Source organism: Sivoneniella epilithica UHCC 1019 (assembly GCF_040830845.1).
Taxonomy (GTDB): domain Bacteria; phylum Cyanobacteriota; class Cyanobacteriia; order Leptolyngbyales; family Leptolyngbyaceae; genus ULC077BIN1.
On sequence record NZ_JBFPDP010000009.1, the window covers coordinates 44,400 to 67,044 of the forward strand.

The window sequence follows — 22,645 nt, forward strand, 5'->3', positions numbered from 1 at the left end:
GGATGAGGTGGACGGGGTGAATTGAGGCAGTGTTTGAATTACTACGGGTGAAGATAAAATACAAAATCGGGCGATCGCGTGTGCCATCGACTACCTTAACCGTGAGTTCTCAGTGATATCCGAATATCTTGGAGAGACTTTATGGAAGGTTCGGAAATCTTATGAGTTCCTTTATGCAAGCATCACAGAGCCTATGGCACTTAGACATTTCAGATTTCTTGGATAGGCTCTACCGTTTCAAAGTTATCCTCTCACCCATACTTTTACAGAGGTATAGTGTTCCCCGCTACGGAAGCTACCCGGAACTTTTGGCTGTAGGAAAACTCAAAATCTCGTAAATGTATCGGTGTAAATTGTTTGGATTGATGCTCATCCTTGCTTAATACCAACTAGCCATCCAAGTTCTTGAATGACTAGACTATTTCAGAGATGCAAATCGGGCGCTGATGCGATCGAATTCGTGAATACCTACTTGCTATTCGACAAGGCGATTTGCAATCTTTTTAGATCAGTTCTTCCAGTTTGGGCTGCAAAAGCTTTTTCAGTTCAGCAGGCGTACAGCAAAGGCAGGAGGACGCAGCCGTTTGACTCAAATCGGCGATCGCGGCTCCTGTCCTCAAGAATTGCAGACTACGGCGAATTAGGGGAAACGCACTCACTCCAACGATGATGGCAACCACTAGGCTGATGGCGGAGTCTGCCCAAGTCCAGTGCCACAGCCAAACCGCGATCGCCGCTAGCAGCACACCGATTGAACTCACTAAATCTCCTAACAAATGTAAAAATACGCCCTGCACGTTCAAATCTTGGTGACTGTGCCCATGCAGCAATCGCACATTGATCACATTGGCAATCAGGCTAATCCCCGCCATTGCCACCATGGGTACGCTCAAAATCTCTGGAGTTGCTCCGCCTAAGCGATGCAGCCCAGACCAGAGCAACTCTAGTGCAATACCTAGCAGCCCCACGCCATTCACTAAGGCAGCGATCGCTTCTAGTCGAGAGGTGCCTGTAGAGACTTTTTGCCTGCGGCTTACCCACCAAGCTGCAATCACCGATAGCCCAAAGGTGGCGGCATCGGCAAACAAATGTCCAGAGTCGGCAATCAGCGCTAGGCTGTGGCTCCAGGCACCGATCGCAATATCGGCAGTGGCAGTCAAAACCACAAGACTCCAGGCGATTGTTAGCGATCGCACTTTAGGCAGCGGTTTTTGAGACGTTGAATCAAACACCAAAGCTTTTTACACTCACTACAGGCTTCAATCATAGATACAAAAACCGCCGGAGTGTTTCTACTATAATTGCCCATCACTTGCAACAGAGCAACTCTCGAACCTGCTGGGTAACTTCAACCTAATTTTAGATACATCAGCATTGTTTAGATTGCCGATTGAGATGACTCTTCTACCAACCACTTTTCATAGCCGCAATGGATCAATTTCTGTTTGATCAGATCGGTCACTTTGGCTGAAAATGTTGCTATTGCTCCAATGTGGTACACGTCATTCAAGACGATGTGATACTCTCTGCCTGTAAATTCAGCGATCGCCTGCGCTAAACTGCGATCGGACATTTGCTCGTAGAGAATTGATAGTAACGGCAGATACTCTTGATCTTCAATGCCTTGAGGAAATGCACATTGAAGCAACCGATAGGTACTGACGAGATGGGCTGGAATTGTTTTTTGCATCATTCAGCAACCTGTCAATGGATAAGAAAGATGAAGATAAACGTTGAAATCAACTCCCTGTGCGCTAGCGGCTCGAACTGCTTTTGCATCAGCAGTCATGGTGATAATTCCCATGTGGTCGCCCGTGCCTAAAATGATTATATCGTTGGGGTCTAAACTCCGCGTTGGCTGCAACGCTTGGGCTGAGATCGAAGGATTGTCTGGAACCACAGTGACTCGTTGCAAGAATCGATTGGCTCTTGCCTGTTCTGAGCTACCGCCTGAATACTTCACAATATTGACGAATTCATCGAAAGCAGTTTTTGCCATAACCAGTTGCTGGTCTTGAACAAACGCCTTTAGCTGATGGCGAACGGTGGAACCTTCCGCAACAAATGCGATCGCAGTATTGGTATCCAGATTAATCACGCGCTAGATTCGGTTATGCACTGATACTGAGTCGAGTTTACGGAAGATACCGAATTGGATGCTGCCCACCTTCAGCGAACTCAAGCCAATTCTTAGACGTTGCCCCAATGTATTGAACATGAGTAAGTTGAATGTTGTGTCGCCCTTGTCTGTTGGCTGGCTTCACACCAGCATGATTGGCGATATACAAGGTGTTTGTTTTCATCGCATCATGACGGTGATAGACAATAACACGATTAACTGAACGATTTGGATCAATCTCCCACTCACCGGTCGAACCCGTATTATCATCATCGAGTTCAAAGTTAATACCGTGAGTGAAGATCACTAATATATTTTCACCAGGTTTGATAAAATCACGTGCTTTCACAGATACCTCCTTAAGGCTTAGCACTGAACGAAATGCTTTAAACTAACGGTCTTGAGAGACTATCTTGATCTGACAAGAAGGTCATTTTGTATAGATTGTTCGTCGTATATTGTGACTTTGCCATCTGGTCTAGATATGGAATAGTGCCAGCGACCAACCTCTAAGGCATATTTTTTAAGAGAGGTCTGATCGGGATGCTGCTGAAGAATATCCAAAGCTGCATCATAAAACGCTTTAGATGAAACCTGCGTTGACAAAGCAGAACGAGAAATAGCCCTTTGAGCGCAGGAAAAGACTGTAGCGCGTACACGCTCGTCTAATGGCTTAATCTCTAATAACGGTAAAACAATGTTGCTGATTAAAGGCTTAAGCTTTTCCTTGCTAAGACCCTCCAGTACATCTAGAACATAGTCTAGTGCTTCAGTATTGGTAGGATCTTTAGACAATTGTTGAAAATTTTTCTCTAGCCCTTGGGTTGCCTTAGTAGCAGCAAGTTCAGCACGCTTAGCCTCAGTTTCTTGCTTCCCACGGATTGCCTTAGCTTCTGGAGTATTAGACCAAGCTGCTAGAACAATACAAGAGAGTATGAATGTAAGAAATGCCCATAAACCATTGGAAAAGACAAGGGTAATAGACCAAAAAATCAAGAAAATCCAAGCAAGAAGGAGCAAATTTGCCATAGTGCTGCCAGCGTCAGTTTCGTTTAGTACTACAGCAATTGTCGGACGGGTAAGCCACACAGGTAGGGGCAGTTCGCGAACTGCCCCTACAGGGGTTTGTGGTCTACTCAAGTGAAAACCGCTGTAATTCTCGATCCAGCGGATCGAAACAACCCTATATCTACAATGCAGAGTCAAAACTGATTGGTCAAGGGGATTGAGAACTATCTCCTGCATAGGCTGATAAGTTAGAAGAGCTTCTCTTAAAAACATTAGGCTCAGAGAGCGCCCACGTTGCTAAATAATTCCTGCAAATTTTAGTTGTTGTAGAACGAATCGTCTATCGTCGTAGATGTTCTATCGAGCTTGGATTGTCTATGGACAGACTAAGGATACAAAGACAATTCATTTGGGCAGTATATTTGGGCGCGATCGCCCTGCTTGAAGGCAATACCGCGATCGCACTCAGCCCCCAATCACTCACACTTGCTCGTGCAGATGATATCCAAATTGGGCAATTGGGGCGATCGCCAAACAATGGCAAACTGGCTCAGCGCAACCGGAATTGCCGCAGAATCGTCGCTGATCGCTCTATTCCATTCAATGATGTGGCGCAACCTGGAAATAGGTTAGGGAATTTAACCAGAGGAGACAAAGTTGAGCTATCCAATGGAACCAACACAAGTTTAGGGGCTGACGGGCGCTCCTATATTGGGGTACGCATTCCCTATGTTGAATCTTCCTACACCCGTATTGTCCAACAGAGTGGCTACATTCCAGCCCGCTATCAAGGCAATGATGGGGTAATGCGGTCTACACTGGGAGCGTGTGAAATTCGGGCATTGTGGTAACAAAACTCTACTATGAAAAGTCAAACAAACTGGCAGACAACTGTGCTGCTTTTTCTAGCCGCGATCGCCCTGTTGATTGGGCTAAATGCCTATGTAGTCATCAATCCAGGTGAAGCGGGAGTACTCAGTATTTTAGGAAAAGCAAGAGACGGAGTGTTGCTAGAAGGCATTCATCTAAAACCACCGTTGGTTTCACGGGTAGATATGTACGATTTAACAGTACAAAAGTTTGAAGTTCCGGCTCAAAGCTCCACCAAAGATTTGCAGCAGTTGACCGCCAGTTTTGCGATTAACTTTCGCCTCGATCCGGTGCAAGTGGTCAATATTCGCCGGACTCAAGGATCGCTGCAAAACATCGTTTCCAAAATCATTGCGCCTCAAACGCAAGAATCCTTCAAAGTCGCTGCTGCCCGTCGCACAGTGGAAGAGGCAATTACTAAGCGCGACGAATTGAAGCAAGACTTTGATATTGCCCTGGGGGAACGTCTGCAAAAATACGGCATTATTGTGCTGGATACTAGCGTGGTTGATCTAACTTTTTCGACTGAGTTTTCTAAGGCGGTGGAAGAAAAACAAATTGCAGAACAACGCGCTCAACGGGCAGTTTACATTGCTCAAGAAGCGGAGCAGGAAGCAGAAGCCAATGTGAATCGGGCAAAAGGACAGGCAGAAGCTCAGCGATTGCTGCGAGAAACTCTTACGCCAGAACTGCTGCAAAAACAGGCGATCGACAAATGGGACGGCAAATTTCCGCAGGTGATGGGTGGGAATGGTGCGCTACCCTTTATTAACCTAGAACCTGGAAAATCGTCTTAATGTGGCTAAGGGCGTAGCATTTGGTAGTCAGTTCCTGATTAGTTTCAAGATACAAGCTTGCTTTCCGCAGGGGATGCCGCGCCCCTACAGAGATCTGTCAATCAACAAAAAATGACAGGTGGAAATAAACCGTTCTGTCTTAGACCTCTCAAAAATCTGAGGTGACAGGCAAACAGAAGTTCGATGCTGGAGAGCGTAGAATGTAGTCTTTGGAGTAAAAGTCTTTCCAATATGTCTTCTGTTGCCACCGAAATTGCTCTCATTCTTGCGTTGATGATCGCCAACGGTATTTTTTCAGGCTCAGAACTTGCGATTCTTTCTGCCCGAAAGGTTCGCTTAGAGCAGATGGTGAAGCAAGGCGATAAAAGGGCGCGGCTGGCGCTGAAGCTAGCTAGCTCTCCCAACAATTTTCTTTCCACAGTCCAAATTGGCATCACCTTGATCGGCATTCTCAGCGGTACTGTGGCTGGAGCAACGATCGCTCAGCGACTGGAAGGAGTTCTGATCACTATTCCTCTACTCTCGCCCTACAGTAAACCACTTAGCATTCTGGCTGTAGTATCTGCGATTACCTACTTGTCGTTAGTGATCGGTGAGTTGGTGCCTAAACGGATCGCGCTGAATAATCCTGAAAAAATTGCTTGCAGTGTGGCAGGTCCCATGCGATCGCTGTCTATCTTGATGGCTCCCGTGGTGCATTTGCTGAGTGTTTCAACGGAGGGTCTGCTAAAGCTGCTAAATATTCAGGCATCCGATGAACCGAGTGTGACAGAAGAAGAAATTAAAGTGCTGATTGAACAAGGCACTGAAGCGGGGATGTTTGAGGAAGCGGAACAGGAGATCGTGTCGCGGGTGTTTCGATTGGGCGATCGCGCTATTAAAACCTTGATGACTCCTCGCACTGCGATTTCATGGCTGGATGTTGAGGCACCCTGGGAAGAAAATCAGCAAGAAATTTTAGACAATACCTATTCTCGGTTTCCCGTAGCCCAGGGGAGCCTGGATAGTTGTTTAGGCATTGTGAGGGCGAGGGATATTCTCTCTTTGCAGTTGGCACACGCTCCCGTTGATCTCAATAGCTTGCTGCGATCGCCGCTCTATATTCCCGAAAACAGCCGCGCCTTAAAAGTGCTAGAAATCTTCCAGGAATCCGGGACTCATATTGCTTTGATCACCGATGAGTATGGCGGTATTGAAGGGTTAGTGACACTGAATGACTTGGTGGAAGCGATCGTGGGCGAATTGCCCTCCGTAGAAGATGAAGAAGAACCCCAAGTCATTCGTCGAGAGGATGGTTCTTGGCTGCTAGATGGATTGTTGCCAATCGAGCCATTGAAAGACCTGTTGGAGCAAGAGATATTACCCAAGGAGGAAGAAGAGCATTACCATACGCTGGGCGGCTTTGTGATGGCGGTTTTGGGACGAGTGCCCACATCGGGAAACTTCTTTGAGGCGATCGGCTTTCGGTTTGAAGTAATGGACATGGACGGTACGCGAGTCGATAAAGTCCTGGTTGTGCCGCTGCCGCCTGAGACACCATTAACACCTGTGGAAGAAGAGGATTAATAGCCGTTATGGATATGTTGAGTGCAGAAACGGACTTAGCTCTAGCCGCGATCGCCCAAACTCAAACCACCCGCCAAATCTGGGATAGATATTGAGTCAAAGTATAGGCATCCACACCCAACTCTGTCCGCTCTTGAGCCGCCAAAATCCCAGCTTGGGAATGCCACCAAGTTGCAGATTGGACGAGAGAGGTGAGAGGCGAGAGGGAAGAGGCGAGAGGTGTTGGGGGGTGGACGTTAGAGGCGGAGTGCTGGGCTAGGAGTCCGCTGAGTAAGCCTGTGAAGACATCGCCACTGCCGCCACGGGCAAGGGCGGGGGTGCTGTCGGGATTGATCCAGGTGATGTGGGAATCAGCAATGATAGTGTGGGCACCTTTGAGCAAAACGATCGCCCCGGTTTGGGCGGCGGCTTGTTGAGTTGTGGCAATCCGACAGGTTGGGTTATCAGCGAGATCGGGAAACAGACGGTTGAATTCCCCCCAGTGGGGCGTGAGAATGGTTGCCGCCGATCTCGATTGCAAAGTGGGAATCGCACCTGCACTGGCGAGGTAATTGAGTCCATCCGCATCCAGCAGCAACGGGCGATCGCTGTCCAAAACGCACTGCACAACGGCACCCGCATCGCTGGTTAAACCGGGACCGCAGGCGATCGCGTTATAGCTCTCTAAATCATCCATGGGCAAATGAGCGATCGCGCCCAACTCTGTTTCAGCACAGCCCACAATCAGCGCTTCCGGTAGTTGGGCAATTAAAATCGGCTTCAGTGATTCCGGTACCGCGATCGACAGCATCCCTACCCCACTGGCACGCGCTCCTAAACCTGCCAAAATCGCCGCCCCTGCATATTGCCGAGAGCCACACACGAGCAGCAGGTGACCCATTGTATATTTATGTGCTGTGGCAGGACGCTGTAAAGGAAGATGGGCGATCGCGCTGTCTGTGGTAATCCGCCGCACTTTGGGCAACTCACCCACCACTGCCAACACATCGGCTAGCGGCACATCAAAATCGATCAGTTCTGCTTTGCCAACAAACTTCAGCGCTTGATCTTGCAACAACCCCTGCTTCCACAACCCTAAACAAAGCGTGTGCGTTGCTTGAATCGCAGTTCCTAAAGGCTGCCCTGTATCGGTCTGCAATCCCGATGGTAGATCAATGCTGATAACGGGTTTCATCCAGGTATTGACCTGATTGATGAGGGCAACTAGATCCGTGGATAGCTGCCGAGCTAACCCAATGCCAAAGAGCGCATCAATCAGCAGATTGCAGTTTTGCAGCGCAGCAACCTGCTCTATAAAGGGAATTCCTAAGCTTTGACAGTAATTTGCATGATAGCCAGTGAGTTCCTTAAACTGGGTTGAGCAACAATAGACCGAAACTGCGTAGCCGCGAAAGTGCAACTCTCGTGCCACAACTAGCCCGTCGCCGCCGTTGTGTCCTGATCCAACTAATATCCCAACTTGCATGGGAGCAGGGTATAACTCTGCAATCCGCTGGACGATCGCGATCGCCACTTTTTCCATCAAGGCTGCCACAGGCATTCCTGCTGCAAAAATCCGCGCTTCCACTTCGCGCATTTCAGCAGCCGTCACCACGATCTGCTGAATCTGATGCTGCTGGAAAAGTGGCTGCCGTGTCATCTCGAATAAAAGACCCGTGCATCCATGCCGCCACTGCGAAGATAGCTACTGACGCTTTCTGCTTCTCTTTGTTGGGTAAAGGGACCCACCGCCACATGAGGACCATTGGGCGATCGCCGCGTTTGAATTGCCTCCGGGCGCACTCCCATTGTCATCATTTTGTTCGTAATCATCCCGTAGTTCGCGGCAGGCGTAGGCACGACCACCTGATAAAAAGGAATCCTTGGCAGGTCAGCATTCATGGCGTTTGGATTCAGACCCATCGCTGGGTTGCCCATTGCTGAATTGGGAACACCAGGATACGTTGGGGGCATTACCTGGCTTTGATACCCCACCGTTGCCGTCACCACTTGGGCACCAATTCCCTGCTGATTCAACACTGCTACCCGCTGCTGGGCTTCTGCGGTTGTACTAAATACACCTGCCTGAATCACCTGTTTACCCTGATATTCCCGCACAAACGAGGCAGCATCCACGCGCTGAATTTGTTGCAGTAAATAGGGGCTGTCTCCATTCACCAACACTTGGTAGCTGGCAGTATTGCTAGGAAAAGTGTTGCTGGGAAGTTGGGCAGGCGCTTGGAAAAAGCCTTCTTGAGGCGCAATTATCATTCCCGGCATAGCATTAACAGGCTGCAAGGAGGGCAAGGGCGCTAGATTAGGCACCGATGGCGGCGGCGGCAATGCTTGTTGAGCAGGACTGATGGGAGCCACGAGCAATGACCCCGCGATCGCGACTCCAAAGATCAAGCCAATATTTCTTGTTTGTTGCTTTGCCATCCTATCGCCCCCACATCATCAGCCTATATGGAATGCTATGTTACATGCAGAATTTGGAATTGAAGCAACAAAAAAGCTGAGTGGCGCTCACCATGGGCAGCAATATTTATTCATTACGTTAAACAAACAAAAAATAGTTAAAAAAAGAAGTTTAACTCGCTGAAGAACGCAGTTCTAGCTGTAATTAATGATCTACTAAATCACTATTTTCTTTAGAAAAACTTTCTTTTTAAGATTGTCTTAAGAAGAAAAACCGTATTTTCCGAATGGTGTCTTACAGAAATTTACGCAAACTTAAAGACTTAAAGTCTTAATCACAAAGTTTTAATCACAGATTTTCTTGAGCAATCTCACAAATTATTTCTGCCAAAAAACTGCTCCGGATAAAATTAGTCCTATTCGCCTTATTCTTATTAAGTTTTCTGAAGACATTGGAATCTGACATAGTGTGTTTACAGGTATTAGGACATCTTCTCTATATAAGGAAAGAGACAAATTTGATTAAGAATTAATAATTAAACTCTCAAATAAATGGATAGTAAAAATGCAATGGAAGCCCATACAAATGTCAACTTTTCCCCACCAAATCAATCGCCCTTATCGAAACCTGACCCCATTATTCAACAAGCTATAGCACAACAAGCAGCCGAACTTTCTTACATCACCCGAAAATTGCAAGACGTGACTTTAAAGCAAGAACAATTCAAAGCACAGTTAGATTGGATGCAGGAGAGCGATCGTGTTCTTCATGAAATTACACAACTCATTCAACAATCGATTGATATTCAGAAGACTTTTCAAGTAATAGTTCAACATATTCAAACTTTTCTAAAAAGCGATCGCGTTTGTATCTATCAGCTTCATAAAGATTGGAGCAGTTCCGCAGTAGTGGAATGTGTAATGCCGCCCTACCCTTCTCAACTGGGATACGTGATTTGCGATCAGCTAACCTCTGACCAGACGGCGATTCAAGCTAATCTTCAAGGGCAAGCATCGCTAATTAATGATATTAGAACGGCTAGCCAAGACAACGTTGACACTGTTGGTTCCTACCAAACGATCGCGATCAACAGCAGCACCGTTAAGCTACTTGAGTTTTTTCAAATTCAAGCTCGGTTAGCGGTTCCTATTTTTCGGGAGCAGGATCTGTGGGGGTTGCTGGCAGTCCATCAATGCTCTGTACCCCGCCAATGGCAAGAACGCGAGGTGCAATTTTTACGCCGACTAGCGGTTTTGTTAGGCATGGCAGTAGAACGGGCACGATTGCGGAAACAGGTACACCAATTGCAGGCAGATGTGGGCTATCAAGCGCAAGAACACACCATCCGGCTGCAACAAACTCTAGAGTTTGAGGCAAAACTCAAGCGAATTACTGATCACGTTCGAGACAGTTTGGACGAAAACCAAATTTTGCAAACGGCAGTGCAAGAACTGGCATCAGTTGCAGAAATTCAGTTTTGTCAAGCAGTTTTGTGCAACTTAGAAGAACCAACGCAATCTAACTGCGATCGCGAGTATACAGCACTTTCTTTATCAGATCTGCCACCGACCGATCGTTTTCAGGCATTTTCAGCACTTTCCCAGCAGTTGCAACAGGGACAATTTTGTCAATTTTGCCCAACCGAACCTTTTCTAAACCCAGGACAAAGCGCCATCTTTGCCTGCCCGATTTTTGACGATCAAGGCTATCTCGGTAGCCTGCGGCTCTATGCACGGCGAAGCCATATTTTCGATGGGCAAGAAGAGCGATTGGTGCAACAGGTCGCTAGTTATTGCGCGATCGCCCTTCGTCAAGCTCGTCTTTACCAAGCCGCTCACACCCAAGTTAAAGAACTAGAGCGATTGAATCAGCTTAAGGATGATTTTTTAAGCACCGTCTCCCATGAATTGAGAACACCCCTCTCTAGCATCAAAATGGTGACCAACCTGCTCAAAATTATTCTTAGCAAAGCCCCAGAAAATGCCTTGCCCTCTTTTCTAGAAGAACGGGCTAATAAAGTGAAGCAGTATCTTAAGGTGCTAGAAGACGAATGCGATCGCGAAATTATTTTGATTAACGATCTTCTTGCAACCCAACACCTCAACGCCGGTGTGCATCCGCTCAGCCTTGGGACAATTTGTCTAGAAGACTGGACATCGCATATTGTTGAAACCTTTCAACATCGCGCTCAGATGAACCAACAAACCCTCACCATCAACCTAGCTGAAAACTTGCCACCGCTTGTTTCAGATTCCTTTATCCTCACCCGGATCTTAGTAGAACTCTTAAACAACGCCTGTAAATACACTCCTGAAAACGGAAAAATTAGCCTAGACATTACCATTGAAGCGTCCCAGTTTCAGTTAACAGTACAAAACTCTGGTGTGACTATTTCCCCCAAAGAACTGAGCCGCGTTTTTGACCCGTTTTACCGGATTCCTAATCATGATCCTTGGAAAAAAGGCGGTACAGGACTAGGGCTTTCCTTAACTAAAAAGCTAGTCGAGTATCTAGGCGGCACCATCACCGTTAAAAGCGCTTCAGAACAAGTCTGCTTCATCATCGCATTGCCTTTTGTTAGTAGTTAGCCCTTCACCCCTCGCCTTTAATCAATCTCGATCGAGGTCGGACGCGCTCCACTGGGGGGCATCTCGGTTAAAGGTTTGCGATAGTCGGCGTAGAGCTTATCTCGCCAGTCAAAGAAGGGCTTGAAGGTGCCAAGGTCAGCAATGCCAGTCACTCCTTTACCCTTCAGCGACTCAGGAATGTTGAGGTAGTGTCCCTCAGGAAACTTGACATACATCGTTAAACCCGCAACCGCGAAATCTGCCAGGGTTGGATGATCGGTAACCAAGTAGGGTTGCTCTAGCAAAATAAAGCACAGCGCAGTCAGGTCGCGCTTCATAGCCTCATGAGCCGATTTGATCGCATCGGGACCCAGACCCACGCCCAACCCGAAAAAGCTAAACAAATCGCTAGGAACTGAGCCTACCAGGTTTTTGAGGAAATCTGGCGTATTAGAGGGAAGGACGGCGGTGCGGAAGCTTTGATCTTGCCCTAAGGAACCAATTAGGCATTTACGAGCATTCAGTCCAATCGATTCGTCTGCCCATTGTTCCATCATCAGACACAAGCCACGCAGTTTTGGATCGTGAGGAATAATCGGTTTGTCGGGATACTGTTTGTCTAAATATTCTGCGATCGCCGTGGAATCTGCAATAATTTCGCTGCCGTCTTTCAACACTGGCACTTGCCGTTGCCCTGAGATCTGCATCAAATCCAACTGACCCATGCCAGGGGCGACGTTAATTCTGCGATACTCCAATCCTTTGTAGTCCAAAATTAGGCGAATCTTTTCGACATAATGGGACATCTCAAATTGGTATAGCTCTAGCATTCCCCTTTTCTCCAACACAGACAGCACTGATACTCTAGCGTCAAATCCTCTCAAAGCGTGAGTTGTCATCGTCACTCTTTAGATAGATTCTCGGCAAAATAAGTCTCAAGTTTTATTCTTTTCTACCTTGGCAGGGATGCCCATAGAACATCCAATAAACCTCACTATAGTGAGCAAAAATGTGTTAAAGAATACTCATTTTTTGAATGAGATTTGCAGAATCAAAACTAATCGGAAGAAATTGCTAAATCTTACACATTAAGTTAGACAAACTTACTACAGTGATAACTATTGCGAAGAATCTCTGCCTCATCGAAAATAACCTTTCGGCTGTAGGTTGAGCGATGACTCAGGATTATTTTAAAGAGCATGTGATTTTTGGAATGAGGTTGAACGCTCATGGTTGACATTACCTTCTACCAGCGAATGGACGATAAGCCTTCTCGCCCTCGCGAATGGATTAGTCGATTTGTGCTGGGAATGGCAGGTGAAACGCTGTTTTTAATGGCGTTAGGAAGTGCGACCCGTGTGATGAATGCAGGGCTGGCGTGTCCTGATTGGCCGCTTTGCTATGGCGCGCTGGTGCCGCAGAAGCAGATGAATCTACAGGTCTTTTTGGAATGGTTTCATCGGCTGACGGCTTCTTCAATGGGGCTGTTTGCGATCGCGTTAGTCGGTTTTTGCTGGTGGTATCGTCGGAACCTGCCTAAATGGGCACCCTGGATTTCATTATTAGTCCTGTTTTTAGTAGTCTTTCAAGGCATTTTGGGGGCGTTCACCGTCACAGAACTGCTGCGATTTGATATTGTGACTGCACATTTGGGTACGGCACTGCTATTTTTCATGACGCTGTTGTCGATGGGAGTTGCGCTTCAGCCCTATCAAGGAACTGGAACGGCGGGCAAGCTGCATTTAGTCGCTGCGATCGCCGCAATTTGCGTTTACATCCAAAGTATTTTGGGGGCACTCGTTGGCTCTCAGTGGGCGCTGCATCAATGCTTGAGCGATTCGACATTGTGTGGCGTGATGCACAGCCACCTTGCTGGAGTTATTCCTGCGACCCTCACCACGCTGACCCTAACTGTTTGGGCATGGCGCACTCCAGCCCTACACCCTAGCCTGAGACGCTTAGCTAATTTTGCCGGAAGTTTGCTGGTGCTGCAAATTGCTTTAGGAGTTGCTACCTTCAAGTTGCGGTTACAGGTAGAACCCTTGACTATTGCCCATCAGTCGATCGGTGCAGGGTTGCTAGGAGTGCTGGTGACCTTTGCTGTGTTGGCGTTTCGAGATGTGGCTAGCCCTGCTACAGTAATTCTGCCTACCGCTGATTCGCCGATTGATTCTGTGTCCATGAGTCCGGCGATCGCTCACCCAGCCGATGGACACCCTGCTTAAGTCCTAGTACCGTCAATAACAGCAGTGGTTATTTCCTGATCGGTGTTACTTGTTAACGCTCTGATAATTGCTTCTCTAATACTTGACTAAATTAATCCCCCTGCATCACTGATGCACTGAATCAAACCCATGGCATCGGTGAATCATTTTGTGAGGAACACTCGAAAATGCAAGAAACTCTCTCTACAACGACTCGGCACCACGACAATCTCATTCAAATTATTCAAAGTTACTATCAGCTAACGAAGCCTCGGATTATCTTGCTGCTGCTGATTACCACCGCAGGCGGGATGTGGATTGCGGCAGAGGGGCAGGTTGATCCAGTGCTGCTTTTGATTACGCTCGTGAGTGGCGCGTTTGCTTCCGGGGCGGCAAATACCATCAACTGTCTCTACGATCGCGACATTGATTACATCATGGAACGCACTCGGCATCGCCCCCTTCCCTCCGGTCGTGTGCAGCCGCTTCATGCACTCATCTTTGCGATCGTCCTTACTGTAACCTCCTTTACACTGCTCACTACTTTTGCCAATCTGCTAGCCGCCTGTCTAGCGATGTCAGGCATCGTCTTTTATGTGCTGGTCTACACCCATTGGCTAAAGCGCCATAGCACCTGGAATATTGTGATTGGGGGAGCGGCTGGAGCAATTCCGCCTCTAGTTGGATGGGCAGCCGTCACCGGGGATCTAAGCTGGGCAGCCTGGGTGCTGTTTGCCATTATCTTTTTCTGGACTCCACCCCACTTCTGGGCGTTGGCGGTACTAATTCGCGATGATTATGCCAAGGTCGGTGTGCCGATGCTGCCAGTCGTCGAAGGGAACGAACCCACTGCCCGCCAAATCTTTTACTACACGCTGGCACTAATCCCCGTCACGTTGCTGCTCGTCTATCCGCTGCATGTGATGGGTGCTGTGTATGCCGCGATCGCCCTTTTGCTAGGCGGTATCTTTGTACAAAAGGCATGGCAACTGATGCAGGCTCCATCGGATTTGCAAGTCGCGCGATCGGTGTTTAAATATTCCATCTTTTACTTAATGCTGCTCTGTGCTGGTATGGCACTTGATAGCTTGCCCGTAACACATCAATTCACGGCTCTATTAAGTGAAAACTTGCAAAGCTTGGTAAGTGCGTTGCCTTGACCCAACACAGATACTCAACTACCAAAAAAAGGATTACGCAGGTAGAAAATCAGGATTGAGCGATCGCTCACCAAACGATCGCCCTGCTCAACCGAAGATATCCAACTGTTCGTCTGGCTTAGCGGCATATCTACCAGTTTTTTCTTTTGCGGATTTTTCCGGCGAATTGCTTTTGCGCAACCCAATCGCGATTTTGCTATGCTTTTCGATCTGGGTCATCACCTGTTTGGCGCGATCTATGACCGATGCGGGCAATCCCGCCAAGCGTCCGGCTTCAATGCCATAGGAGCGATCGGCTCCACCGGGCTGCACTTTGTGCAAAAACACAATTTGGTCAGGTAGTTCCTTAACTGTCACTTGGTAGTTTGCCACGTTGGGCAGAATCGAGGCTAACTCGTTGAGTTCGTGGTAATGGGTGGCAAAGATAGTTCTTGCCTGAATGTTGGTGGCTAAATATTCTGCTACTGCCCAGGCGATCGACAGTCCATCAAAGGTCGCCGTGCCACGCCCAATTTCATCTAGCAGCACTAGCGATCGCGGCGTAGCGTGGTTCAAAATATTCGCCGTTTCATTCATCTCCACCATGAATGTAGATTGTCCAGTTGCCAAATCGTCTACCGCGCCCACACGAGTAAAGATGCGATCGCAAATGCCCAAGGTTGCCGCCTGCGCTGGCACATAGCTACCCATTTGCGCCAATAGCTGAATCAGCCCCACCTGCCGCAGATAGCAGCTTTTACCGCTGGCGTTGGGTCCCGTCAGGATGATTAGATCAGGCGGGAGGAATGAGTTTTGAGTTTTGAGTTTTGAGCTTTGAGTTAAGGAGAGTTCTTGGGTTTCTTCCCCGGCTTCTAGTTCCTGTTCCCTATTCCCTATTCCCTGTTCCCTGTTCCCTAGCTCTGTAGAGTTGGGGACAAAAAATCCGGCTGGCAGGGATTGCTCAACGACGGGGTGGCGGCCTTCGAGGATTTGGATTTCTCGTCCTTGAATTATTTGAGGGCGGCAGTAGCCTTGGAGGACGGCGAGTTCGGCTAAGCCACATAAACTATCGGCAGCGGCGACGGATTTCGCAACAGTGCGAATTAGTTCGACGTGGGTGCCGACTTCTAGACGCAACTCGGCGAATATCTCATATTCCAGCCGATTCAGTTCATCCCGTGCGGCGAAAATCCGGCTTTCCCGGTCTTTGAGTTCCACGGTAATGTAGCGCTCTTCGTTGGTCAGAGTTTGTTTACGCTGATAGTCGTCTGGGGTTTGGGTGGCTTTGGCGCGAGAAATGCTGATGTAGTAGCCAAAGGTTTTGCTGTAGCCAACTTTTAGGGTAGAAATTCCGGTGCGATCGCGCTCAATCGCTTCCAAATCGCGAATCCAGGTTTGATCGTCGTCCACTTGCTGTCGCAGGTCATCCAGTTTGGCGTTAACCCCTGAACGGATCAGGTTGCCTTCGGTGAGAGTGAGGGGCGGATTTTCGGTGAGGTGCGATCGCAGATGTCGTCCCAAAGCTTCTAACTGGGGCGGCACAGATTGTAAATCCTTTAGGTAGGGCGACTCTGCCTTTGCCACCACCATTGCCAAGTCGGGCAGTCTAGAGAAAGAATCTGCTAGGGTGGTTAAATCCCGTGCGTTGGCGGTGCCCGATCCGGCTCGACCTGCCAATCGCTCTAAATCATAGATTTGCTTGAGTACCTTTTGCACCGTTTGCCGCAAAGCACTGTTCTGAACCAGTTCCGAGATCGAGTCTTGCCGCGCCTGAATCTCTGATAGCTTAAGCAGGGGTTGCAGTAGCCAACGCCGCAGCGATCTACTGCCCATTGCCGTTACGGTGCGATCGAGTGCCCACAGCAATGATCCGTGAAAGGTGTTATCTCTTGCCGTTTGAGTAATTTCTAAGTTGCGTCGCGTTTGATAATCGATCGTCAAAAATTCGGTCAGCGTGTAGGTACAGAGGGGTTGTAGGGGAACTTGGTAAAGGGAGGCGTGAGCAAGTTTTAAGTTTTGAGTTTTAAGTTTTGAGTTTTGAGGTGAATCTGGCTCTTGAATGTCGTGTGTTCTCGTAAAGCCACGTTCTGAGGTGGATTGGAGATATTCTAGTAAACCGCCTGCGGCTCGGACTGCTAAGGGAAGGTGATCACAGCCTACGCCTTCGAGCGATCGCAGCTTGAATCGCTGCAATAATCGATACCGGGCTTCGGATAGCACAAATGACGATTGCGATCGCAGGGTGTAGCAAAACTGAGGCGGAAAACAATCGGGCAATTGCTCCGAGCGTTCCCCCGGACGGAGCAGGCTACCCAAATCAGGGGCGTTTGTAGGCACGAGAACTTCAGCAGGCTGGAGTCTCAAAAGCTCTTGAGTGAGTTGATCCAAGGCTTCCGACTGGGTGGTCAAAAATTCGCCCGTGGAAACATCCGCATAGGCTAAGCCCCAATGATTTCCGGCAATGACTATGGCTACCAAAAAATTATTGTGCCGCGCATTCAGCATTCCTTCTTCTAGGACAGTGCCCGGAGTAATTACCCGCGTTACTTCCCGCTGCACCAACCGCCCCTGAGCTTCCGCAGCGTCTTCCGTTTGGTCGCAAACTGCCACAGAAAAACCTTTTTCTACCAGTTGGGTGCAGTAGCGATCGAGGGCATGGTGCGGAATGCCTGCCAAGGGCACCTGTCCGATTTCTTCGCCAGCGTGTTTGGCGGTGAGTACCAGTTCTAAGGCACGGGCGATCGCGATCGCGTCCTGAAAAAACGTCTCATAAAAATCCCCAATCCGATAGAGCAGCAGTGCGTGGGGATACTGGTCTTTAATCTCCACATAATGTCGCATCATCGGGGTAAGTGCCTCACGATTCACATCCCGATGGTTGGCATATCGCACCTGATATTTGACCAACCGCTCCGGTAGCCCTTCTGTAAGCTGAGTTAAGTCAGCAGCCGAATCCGTCATGAATCACCCATAATGCACCAGTGTTAATGACTCTAGCGCAAGCCACATTTAAGCGGGAATTTAGGTCGATTCTAAGTTAGATGCCTGAGCTTTTGCTCGCAGCGCGTATTCTCGAAATCGCTCCATATCGGCTTGCAGAGTCGATTCCACAATCCGCCCGACAAACAAGTTATCCATTAATTGCAGCAAAAAACCAGGCGCAGAATAGGCAACGGTTAATTTGACAATGCTGCCCTGTTCACCGCGATCGTAAAAGCGAATCGCTCCCCGATTAGGTAACCCATCCACCGATTCCCACTGAATGATTTGGTGATGTACTAACTTGGTAATCCGCGATAGCCAGGTAAAGTCGAACCCGCCCGTTGCCAGTTTCCAGCGGGAGAGATCGGGATCTTCTTCCAGTATTTTGACTGAATCGATCCACTTCATCCATTGGGGCATCTGTTCTAAATCAGACCATAGACCCCACACAAGATCCAGCGATGCATCGACTTCAATTTGAACCGAATGTTCTAACCAGTTGGACATATCAATACCTAAACAGTCCCTCTCCCTTCACCTTATAACCTGTCGGCTCCAAAATGGCTTGGGCGGCTTGCATCCCAGAAATGGTGGCACCTTCCATACTATCGATGTAGTCTTGGGCGGTGTAGCTGCCAGCCAGGAAAAAATTGGCGATCGGGGTTTTTTGGGAAGGGCGATAGGGGTCCATGCCGGGTTTTTCGCGATAGAGAGATTGCGCCAATTTGACGACCCCATACCAGGTCATGGTCAGGTCGCGGGAAGACGGGAATAGGTCGTGAAGTTGTTTAAGGGCGTGTTGGGCGATCGCCTCATTGCTCATTTTGACAAACGGGTCGCCAGGAGTTAGCACCACCTGCATCAGGGAACCCTGCCCTTCGCGGTAATAGTCTTTGGGACTGGTTAGGGCAAGATCGGCAAAGCAAGAGAAATCAGCATCGGCACTATAGAGTAGATTATCTAACCCAGCAGCATGGTTCACCTGTCGGCGTTGTTCGGCATCTTGCATTTCGGTGACCCAACCATCAAACCGCAGTTGCACGGTGACTACGGGCACGGCTTCAAGTTGGTAGAGATTGTCAAACTCTTGCCATTTGCGCCATTCCGGGGGCAACAACCGCTGAATACCAGGAACATCGCAGGCAGCCAGGTAAGCATCGGCAATAATGGTTTCCTCGTCCTCTCCGTTTGCTGTAACAATCCCGGTTACTCGCGTTTCGCCGCCCACTTCTTCAAACAGAATACGCCGAGTCTGGCGACGAGTATGAAGCTTCGTGCCCCGTGCTTCCAGGTAATCGACCAACGGCTGATGCAAATATTCAGCAGGAGAGCCTGCCAGCATATTCAGGCGAGAGGCTTCGGTTTTGGTTGCGAACATCAAAAAGATGGTGAGCATACAGCGGGCGGAGATGTTCTCAGTGTCAATGAAGCCGAGGGCAAGGGCGATCGGGTTCCACAGACGCTTGAGGCTATTTTGAGAACCGCCGTGGCTGCGAAACCAATCGGCAAAGCTGATGGTGTCGAGTGCCCGAATCCACTTCATGGCGGCATCATAGCTAATCAAACCGGGGACGACGGGGCTGGTGCCTAGGGCGATCGCATTTTGCAGCTTATCCCGCACTGTCAATTGACCAGTGGTAAAAAAGGCTTTTAGCCCATGGAAGGGCGCACCCAGCAAAAAACGAAAATCCAGGGTGTCAATTTGTCCACCGCGATTGATAAAAGTATGAACGTGATTTTTTGGTAATAAATTGTCGAACGCGCCGACTCGTTTCATCAAATTAAACAGGTTGGCATAGTTATTAAAAAAGACATGCAGTCCCATCTCAACGTGGTTTCCGTCTGCATCAATCCAACTGCCTACTTTGCCACCAATGAACGATCGCGCCTCAAACAGTTCAACCTCATGTCCAGCATCGGTCAGTTCTACGGCTGCTGCCAATCCCGCTAATCCTGCACCAATGATCGCAACTCGCATTTTGTTCTGCTTCAAGTTCAAATAGGAAGACGTTGAAGGGAGACGAGAAGATAAACCGCTTTACCCATCCAACAATTTACATATTTTAATAGAATAGAAGCCCATTCAGTCGATTTGACTAACTTTCAAGCCAATCAAAAATTTGGTCTAGCTCTTCTAACGACACTAGCCCGTATTGCCACAAAATCATGGGTAAAGGTCCAGGATCTTGTTCACAATGCCGTAACGCGATCGCGATCGCGCTGGTGGAAAGCTTCAGCTTTTCTTGCAAAAAGTGAATGAGTTGAGAGTTGCCACAGTTGGCTTTGACAATTGAACCTTGCACTGTTTTTAGACGCACTGAGTAAGCTGAGCAGGAGTATACAGGATTAAATTCTGTTCTCTAAACACTTGTTCAACGTTAAGAGACAGGTAAACCGAATCGCGCTTATGTTAGGCGATCGCACCACGGCACACTTCATCCGATCGCTTCATTCAACTGGATGACTGAACCTTGAGCAAGGTCGGTTTATTCGTATACGTCTACTGTTAAACCACATTTATTCAGATCTGACGTTAAAGTTTGATTGCAAAAGGCACGTTCACTCCAGTGCTTTTGCCGATAGCGTCAAATTAGCGCAAAACTAGATCGAGCTAGCAATAAGACATCGAGCTAGCAATAAGACGGCAGAGGTTAAAAATATCAGCTTGCGTTAACGTCGCTTCTTTCGGGGAACGCCACTGAGTTTTAGGACATCTGCAAAACTAGAACAGTAGGTGGGTAAGCCAAAAGTGGAAGGCGTAACAGGGTTGGTGTGGACGAAATGACGATATTTCATCGCAAACCGATCCCAAGCTGCTACCTCAACCCGAAAAAGACCAAAAATAATATCCAACAGTCGTTGGGTTAAAGGAATGCGGAAGTAGAGTCGTTTGTTGAGATAGTCGCAGGCTTCTGCGATCGCCTGATCTGCGGTAATCGCTGGATTACCCAACACCAAATTGGGACAGTCTTCTGCTTCTAAAGGATTATCAACCAGGTAGCGAACCACTTGAGCCACATCTTTCGAGTGAATATAGTGAAAACTCCCATCAATCTTAAAAAAGCGAATTAGGTTAATCCATTTCGCTTCCTGAGAAATTCCACCCGAAATATGGGACCACGGCTTTTGGGCTTCTCCACCCAACAGCAGCGTGGGAAACAATGTCGTGATGTTCGGCGCAATGGCTAACTTGGATAACTGCTGAAAGCAATTGTATTTAGAACGAATATAGTCTGTGCCAATTTCACCCGCTTCTTTCAAGGGCTGATTGTTGCGATCGAGAATACTAGCAGTAGAAAAATAAAGAACCCGACGACAAATTTCTGGATCGAGCAGATTGAGCAACCGAACCGTTTTCACCACATTGATATCAAATACTTCTTCAGGACCGCCCCACGCGGTAGCAATTAAAATCGCGCAGTCCATCGTTTTAAGCAAGTCGCTAAATTGCTCAATCTCTCGCATATTTCCTTGCAAAACCGTAATGCCGGGACGAGTATTGTAGTCAATCTTCAACTTATCTAGATTGCGGACGAGCAAAAATAGATCGTGATCGGTTTCTTGAATTAAGGTTTCGACTACGTAGTGACCGATACAGCCACTCGCACCAGTCACAAAAATCCGTTTGGATGTCATCGGGGCTTTAAGATGGATAGGAGATTTAAGGCTCAGTTGTTGGGTTCTGCGATTTTAGTCTGGATTACGGGATTGAACTAGAGGCTAATAATTATAGTCCTCGTACCGTACACCAGACTGTTTACAATCCATAATAGGAACCGTCAAAGCATCAAGAGCCTATCCACACAGGTAATGCTTAAATTGAGCCAACTCTGACGGTTTAGGCAGATGTTATGCACGGGTTGCTAAAAGTTGATCCGCTTGTTTAGCAGTTTCAAAGAAGAATGCAGCATTTTCTTCAGGGGTGTTTGGCAAAATGCCATGTCCCAAGTTGAGAATATGCTTTGAACGACCTGCTTTTTGAATGGTGTCTAAGATGCGATCGCGAATGAAATCTTTTGACCCAAACAAAGCACAGGGGTCAATGTTTCCTTGGACTCCCATCGCTGCACCCAACCGTTGACGCGCTTCTGCCATATCGACAGTCCAGTCAACGCTGACAATATCTACACCCGATTGTCCCATACGTTCTAACACTCCAGCACTGCCGCTGATATATAAGATCAACGGGGTATCAGGATGGGTTTCCTTAACCTGTTGCACAATGCGCTGCTGATAAGGCAAAGCAAAAACGTCATAGTCTTGAGGCGTTAACTGTCCTGCCCAAGAGTCAAACAACTGCACAATTTGAGCGCCTGAATCTATTTGATAGCGCACATAGGTGGCGATCGCATCCGATAGCTTGCCCAACAATTCATGCAAAATCGCTGGCTCGGTAAATGCCATGCGTTTGATGGTGGAGTAGTCTTTAGAACTTTTGCCCTCGATCGCGTAGGCAGCCAGCGTCCAAGGTGAACCCACAAATCCTAATACTGTTGCGCGATCGCCCACTTCTTGCCGTAACGCTTTGAGGGTTTGCCCTACAAAGGGTAGAGACTCTTCGGGCTGCAAGGGATGCAGTTGACGAATTTGTTCAAGGGTGCGAATGGGCGGATCAATGACCGGACCACGACTTTCAATGATGTCAAAGGGAATGCCGATCCCAGGTAGCGGGGTCAGAATATCGGAAAACATGATCACCCCATCGGGCTGGAATGCTCGAAAGGGTTGGAGTGAAATCTCGATCGCTAATTCTGGTTTCTCAGAGCGATCGCGGAAAGCAGGATAGCGATCGCGCAGATCCCGATAAACTTTCATATACCGCCCTGCTTGGCGCATCATCCAAACAGGAGGTCGCTCTAATATTTCACCGCGAGCGGCTCTCAACAAATAAGGCACCTGGGCAGACCCGGTCATTTAACTATTGTCCTACTGGTTTTTAAGTGCATCCGCTAGCTTACCACTCCAAGAACAGCGTTTTACGGCACTTTTTAGGAA

At 48.2% G+C, this 22,645-nt stretch carries 20 protein-coding genes; 6 read left to right on the forward strand and 14 right to left on the reverse strand.

Annotation, left to right across the window (positions count from 1 at the left end; all coding sequences use genetic code 11):
* Positions 1 to 503: 503 nt before the first annotated feature.
* The 5 genes from AB3R30_RS07950 to AB3R30_RS07970 form a co-directional block, all read right to left on the reverse strand.
* The gene (locus AB3R30_RS07950; protein ID WP_458648724.1) at positions 504 to 1,232 is read right to left on the reverse strand and encodes a cation diffusion facilitator family transporter; all 729 of its coding nucleotides are present in this window, start codon (positions 1,230 to 1,232) and stop codon (positions 504 to 506) included.
* 146 nt (positions 1,233 to 1,378) lie between these two features.
* Positions 1,379 to 1,693, reverse strand: coding sequence for a hypothetical protein (locus tag AB3R30_RS07955; protein WP_458648631.1), 315 nt, complete (start codon positions 1,691 to 1,693; stop codon positions 1,379 to 1,381).
* Positions 1,694 to 2,098, reverse strand: a complete 405-nt coding sequence (locus AB3R30_RS07960) for a DUF1308 domain-containing protein (protein ID WP_458648632.1) — start codon at positions 2,096 to 2,098, stop codon at positions 1,694 to 1,696.
* Between the two features lie 37 nt (positions 2,099 to 2,135).
* Positions 2,136 to 2,468, reverse strand: coding sequence for a hypothetical protein (locus AB3R30_RS07965; protein WP_458648633.1), 333 nt, complete (start codon positions 2,466 to 2,468; stop codon positions 2,136 to 2,138).
* A gap of 59 nt (positions 2,469 to 2,527) precedes the next feature.
* Positions 2,528 to 3,148 (reverse strand): hypothetical protein, encoded by a 621-nt coding sequence (locus AB3R30_RS07970; RefSeq protein WP_458648634.1) that lies wholly within the window; start codon positions 3,146 to 3,148, stop codon positions 2,528 to 2,530.
* A gap of 356 nt (positions 3,149 to 3,504) precedes the next feature.
* Between AB3R30_RS07970 and AB3R30_RS07975 the strand changes: the two genes are divergently transcribed.
* The 3 genes from AB3R30_RS07975 (at position 3,505) to AB3R30_RS07985 (ending at position 6,360) form a co-directional block, all read left to right on the forward strand.
* Positions 3,505 to 3,978, forward strand: coding sequence for a hypothetical protein (locus tag AB3R30_RS07975; protein ID WP_458648635.1), 474 nt, complete (start codon positions 3,505 to 3,507; stop codon positions 3,976 to 3,978).
* Positions 3,979 to 3,990: 12 nt separating this feature from the next.
* A complete protein-coding gene (locus AB3R30_RS07980) occupies positions 3,991 to 4,794 on the forward strand; it encodes a prohibitin family protein (RefSeq protein ID WP_458648636.1) in 804 nt (267 codons plus the stop codon).
* Between the two features lie 231 nt (positions 4,795 to 5,025).
* A complete protein-coding gene (locus AB3R30_RS07985; protein WP_458648637.1) occupies positions 5,026 to 6,360 on the forward strand; it encodes a hemolysin family protein in 1,335 nt (444 codons plus the stop codon).
* A gap of 61 nt (positions 6,361 to 6,421) precedes the next feature.
* Here AB3R30_RS07985 and AB3R30_RS07990 read toward each other — a convergent pair whose 3' ends face one another.
* Together AB3R30_RS07990 and AB3R30_RS07995 are read right to left on the reverse strand one after the other, a co-directional pair.
* Complete coding sequence (locus AB3R30_RS07990) at positions 6,422 to 7,999, reverse strand: NAD(P)H-hydrate dehydratase (RefSeq protein ID WP_458648638.1); 1,578 nt, start codon at positions 7,997 to 7,999, stop codon at positions 6,422 to 6,424.
* A complete protein-coding gene (locus AB3R30_RS07995) occupies positions 7,996 to 8,778 on the reverse strand; it encodes a hypothetical protein (protein ID WP_458648639.1) in 783 nt (260 codons plus the stop codon). Before AB3R30_RS07995 ends, AB3R30_RS07990 begins: the two co-directional genes overlap by 4 nt.
* A gap of 531 nt (positions 8,779 to 9,309) precedes the next feature.
* Between AB3R30_RS07995 and AB3R30_RS08000 the strand changes: the two genes are divergently transcribed.
* The gene (locus tag AB3R30_RS08000; RefSeq protein ID WP_458648640.1) at positions 9,310 to 11,346 is read left to right on the forward strand and encodes a GAF domain-containing protein; all 2,037 of its coding nucleotides are present in this window, start codon (positions 9,310 to 9,312) and stop codon (positions 11,344 to 11,346) included.
* Between the two features lie 17 nt (positions 11,347 to 11,363).
* Here the strand turns inward: AB3R30_RS08000 and AB3R30_RS08005 are convergent, their stop codons facing one another.
* The gene (locus AB3R30_RS08005) at positions 11,364 to 12,224 is read right to left on the reverse strand and encodes a glutathione S-transferase family protein (RefSeq protein WP_458648641.1); all 861 of its coding nucleotides are present in this window, start codon (positions 12,222 to 12,224) and stop codon (positions 11,364 to 11,366) included.
* Positions 12,225 to 12,554: 330 nt separating this feature from the next.
* On the opposite strand from AB3R30_RS08005, the gene AB3R30_RS08010 reads away from it, so the two are divergent.
* Together AB3R30_RS08010 and AB3R30_RS08015 are read left to right on the forward strand one after the other, a co-directional pair.
* Positions 12,555 to 13,550, forward strand: coding sequence for a COX15/CtaA family protein (locus AB3R30_RS08010; protein ID WP_458648642.1), 996 nt, complete (start codon positions 12,555 to 12,557; stop codon positions 13,548 to 13,550).
* A gap of 167 nt (positions 13,551 to 13,717) precedes the next feature.
* Positions 13,718 to 14,689: a heme o synthase gene (locus AB3R30_RS08015; protein WP_458648643.1), complete on the forward strand. Its 972-nt coding sequence runs from the start codon at positions 13,718 to 13,720 to the stop codon at positions 14,687 to 14,689.
* Positions 14,690 to 14,776: 87 nt separating this feature from the next.
* On the opposite strand, the gene mutS is transcribed toward AB3R30_RS08015, so the two are convergent.
* The 6 genes from mutS to hemE all read right to left on the reverse strand — a co-directional run bounded on the left by mutS (position 14,777) and on the right by hemE (position 22,564).
* A complete protein-coding gene (gene mutS, locus AB3R30_RS08020) occupies positions 14,777 to 17,629 on the reverse strand; it encodes a DNA mismatch repair protein MutS (protein ID WP_458648644.1) in 2,853 nt (950 codons plus the stop codon).
* A gap of 60 nt (positions 17,630 to 17,689) precedes the next feature.
* The gene (locus AB3R30_RS08025) at positions 17,690 to 18,157 is read right to left on the reverse strand and encodes an SRPBCC family protein (protein WP_458648645.1); all 468 of its coding nucleotides are present in this window, start codon (positions 18,155 to 18,157) and stop codon (positions 17,690 to 17,692) included.
* A 1-nt stretch (position 18,158) separates the two neighbouring features.
* The gene (gene zds, locus AB3R30_RS08030; protein ID WP_458648646.1) at positions 18,159 to 19,628 is read right to left on the reverse strand and encodes a 9,9'-di-cis-zeta-carotene desaturase; all 1,470 of its coding nucleotides are present in this window, start codon (positions 19,626 to 19,628) and stop codon (positions 18,159 to 18,161) included.
* A gap of 118 nt (positions 19,629 to 19,746) precedes the next feature.
* Positions 19,747 to 19,953, reverse strand: a complete 207-nt coding sequence (locus AB3R30_RS08035; protein WP_458648647.1) for a DUF2949 domain-containing protein — start codon at positions 19,951 to 19,953, stop codon at positions 19,747 to 19,749.
* Positions 19,954 to 20,320: 367 nt separating this feature from the next.
* Positions 20,321 to 21,286, reverse strand: a complete 966-nt coding sequence (locus AB3R30_RS08040) for an NAD-dependent epimerase/dehydratase family protein (RefSeq protein ID WP_458648648.1) — start codon at positions 21,284 to 21,286, stop codon at positions 20,321 to 20,323.
* Between the two features lie 213 nt (positions 21,287 to 21,499).
* Positions 21,500 to 22,564 carry a uroporphyrinogen decarboxylase gene (hemE, locus tag AB3R30_RS08045; RefSeq protein ID WP_458648649.1) on the reverse strand — a complete coding sequence of 355 codons (1,065 nt, stop codon included), beginning with the start codon at positions 22,562 to 22,564 and terminating at the stop codon, positions 21,500 to 21,502.
* Positions 22,565 to 22,645: the final 81 nt, after the last annotated feature.